This is a genomic window from Promicromonospora kroppenstedtii DSM 19349, assembly GCF_000515355.1.
Lineage (GTDB): Bacteria > Actinomycetota > Actinomycetes > Actinomycetales > Cellulomonadaceae > Promicromonospora > Promicromonospora kroppenstedtii.
On record NZ_KI911737.1, the window covers coordinates 16,540 to 19,152 of the forward strand.

The 2,613-nt window shown below is 74.8% G+C and carries 3 protein-coding genes; 2 read left to right on the forward strand and 1 reads right to left on the reverse strand.

The features are described 5' to 3' along the window. Positions 1–711 (forward strand): hypothetical protein (locus PROKR_RS22300; RefSeq protein ID WP_036967688.1); only part of this gene is annotated, 711 nt, incomplete at its 5' end. A gap of 138 nt (positions 712–849) precedes the next feature. Then, entirely contained in the window at positions 850–1,497 is a 648-nt protein-coding gene (locus PROKR_RS22305) for a TetR/AcrR family transcriptional regulator (protein WP_036967691.1), read from the forward strand. On the opposite strand, the gene PROKR_RS22310 is transcribed toward PROKR_RS22305, so the two are convergent. Next, the coding region (locus tag PROKR_RS22310; protein WP_036967693.1) for a glycoside hydrolase family 3 C-terminal domain-containing protein at positions 1,494–2,613 on the reverse strand (1,120 nt) is incomplete at its 5' end. The two genes, PROKR_RS22305 and PROKR_RS22310, sit on opposite strands and share 4 nt — an antisense overlap.

Genomic DNA, 2,613 nt, shown 5'->3' on the forward strand with positions numbered 1-2,613 from the left:
GAGGCCGCCACCCAGCCCGCCCGGCCCACCTACCCCGCACAAGCGGCCCAGGCGGCGCAGGCCGCCCAGCCCGGGTCCGGCGACAAGCGCTGGCGCCCCGAGGTGGTCCGGCGGGAGCCCGGGAACCTGCACCACCTGCGCCTGGACGCCCACCAGCTCGTCGCGGTGGACCTGCCCGTGGACATCACCGCAGAACTGACGGACCTGCGGTTCGACTGGGTCGAGGGAGCCGACGGCCGCGTCGGCATCCAGCCCGTCGAGCCCGACGCCGACCACCCGGTCTCCGGCCACGCCCGCATCGCCGTCGACAAGGCCGGCCTGGTCGCGACCGTGCGCGGCGTGGCCGCTGTCGTGCTGCAGCAGCAGGGGATCACGCTGACGGCGCTGGACCTCGACGTCGTCTCGCGGGGGCCGCGGGCGGCCACGCTCCGGATCGACGCCGCCATCAAGAAGGGCGTCTTCCTGTCGGCCCGGGTGCAGGCCACCGCATCGGTCAGCATCGACGAGAACCTGGTGCTCGCGGTGCGCGACGTGCAGCTGAACAGCGGCAACCCGATCGTCGCGGCGCTGCTCGGCACCGTGCGCGGCAAGGTCGAGGCCGCCACGAGCCGCGACATCGACCTCGCCGGGAAGCTGCCGGACGGCGTCCGCATCGCCGACGTCCGCCTGGACGTGGGCGCACAGCTCGTGGCCAGCGCGCGCCTCGCCTGAGCCGGAGGTGCAGCGCAGGGTGCGGGCCGAGGTACGAGGCACGCGCCTGAAGCGGAACCGCAGGCCCAGGCGACAACGAGCGGAGCCTGGCGGGCCCGTCAGTCCGTCGCGCGGCCCCGGCCGGGGTAGTTTGGGCGCATGCCCGTGAGCGCTCAGACCGGCCCGTCCACCAGGACCGGCCCCACCACCGGCCAGCGTGGTGGGTACGCCAAGGGCCGCGCGACGCAGCAGGAGATCATCCGCACGGCGATCCTCGTGTTCGCCGACGTCGGTTTCCACGGCGCCTCCCTGCGGGACATCGCGGCCCGGGTCGGTATCTCGCACCCGGGCCTGCTGCACCACTTCCCGAACAAGGCCGCCCTGCTGGAGGCCGTGCTGGAGTACCGCGACGCGGTGGATGAGCAGTCCTTCCAGGAGGACCTCGAGCGCGGCTCGGACTACTTCGAGGCGCTGCTGCACCTCGTGGAGCGCAACCGGCTGCGCCGTCCGCTGGTCGAGCTGTTCGCGGGCCTGTCCACGGAGGCGACGTCGCCGGACCACCCCGCGCACGAGTACTTCCGCCGCCGCTACCAGCGCGTGCTGGACGAGCAGTCCCAGCTCCTGCGGGAGCGGGCCGCGCGGGGCGGCCTCGCGCCCGGCGTGGACCCGGACCAGGCGGCCCGCACCGTGGTGGCGCTCATGGACGGGCTGCAGGTGCAGTGGCTGCTGTCCCTGGACCGGCCCGCCGCCGAGCGCGTGGACATGGCCGCCGACCTGCGCGGTTACCTGGACCTCATCCTGCGTTAGCCGTTTGCCTCGGCGAGCAGTGCCGCGAGGCCGGCGCGGTCGAACCCGCCCATGCCGAAGTCGGCGATGACCGTGAGCGGCATGTCACCGATCATCCCGAGCATGTCGTCGGCCACGCCGCCGCCGTGCACCAGGGCCTCGATCCGCGGCCCCACGACGGGGTGGCCCAACGCCTCGGCCACGGTGGACAGCGGCTCCAGCGGCAGGCGCACGTCCTCGCCGTCGACCACCACGGTGGCCGCGCCGCGAAGGTCGCGCGACGACGCGCCGACGGCTACCTCGAACTCGCCGCCCTCGACCACCCAGCGGCGCAGCACCGGGTGCCAGTACGCCAGGTCGCGGCCCGTGAGGTCGAGCCTGACCTCGCGGGACTCGCCCGGTGCGAGCTCGACCTTGGCGAACGCCTTGAGCTCGCGCTCGGGGCGCTGCACCTGCGCGGCCGGGTCGGCCACGTACGCCTGCACCACCTCGGCGCCCGCGCGGTCGCCGGTGTTGGTCACGGTCACGCGTACGCGCACCGCGGCCTCGTCGTCCGCCGCGGCGTCCGTACGGAGCACCTCGGCGGCGACGCCGGAGTAGGCGAACGTGGTGTACGACAGGCCGTGCCCGAACGGGTAGGCGACGTCCGCCCGCCGCGCGTCGTACCAGCGGTAGCCCACCAGGAGGCCCTCGCCGTACCGCACGTGGCCCAGCTCGCCCGGGAAGTTGCCGTAGGACGGGTTGTCCTCCAGCCGCAGCGGGATCGTCTCGGCCAGGCGCCCGGCCGGGTTCACCACGCCGAGCAGCACGTCGACGACGCCGGAGCCGCCCGCCTGGCCGCCGAGCCAGCCCTCGACCACTGCCGGTGCGAGGTGCTCCCAGTCGGCCACCGAGACGGCCGAGCCGTTGGCCAGCACGACGACGACGCGGGGGCTCACCGCCGCGACCGCCTCCAGCAGCGCGAGCTGCTCGGCCGGCAGGTCCATGTGCGCGCGGTCGAAGCCCTCGGACTCGTACGAGGCGGGCAGCCCCAGGAACACCAGCACGGTCCCGGCGGCGCCGGCCACGGCGACCGCCTCGTCACGCAGGGCGACCGCGTCCGAGCCGGAGCCGGCGTCGGCGCCGTCGACCGTGTAG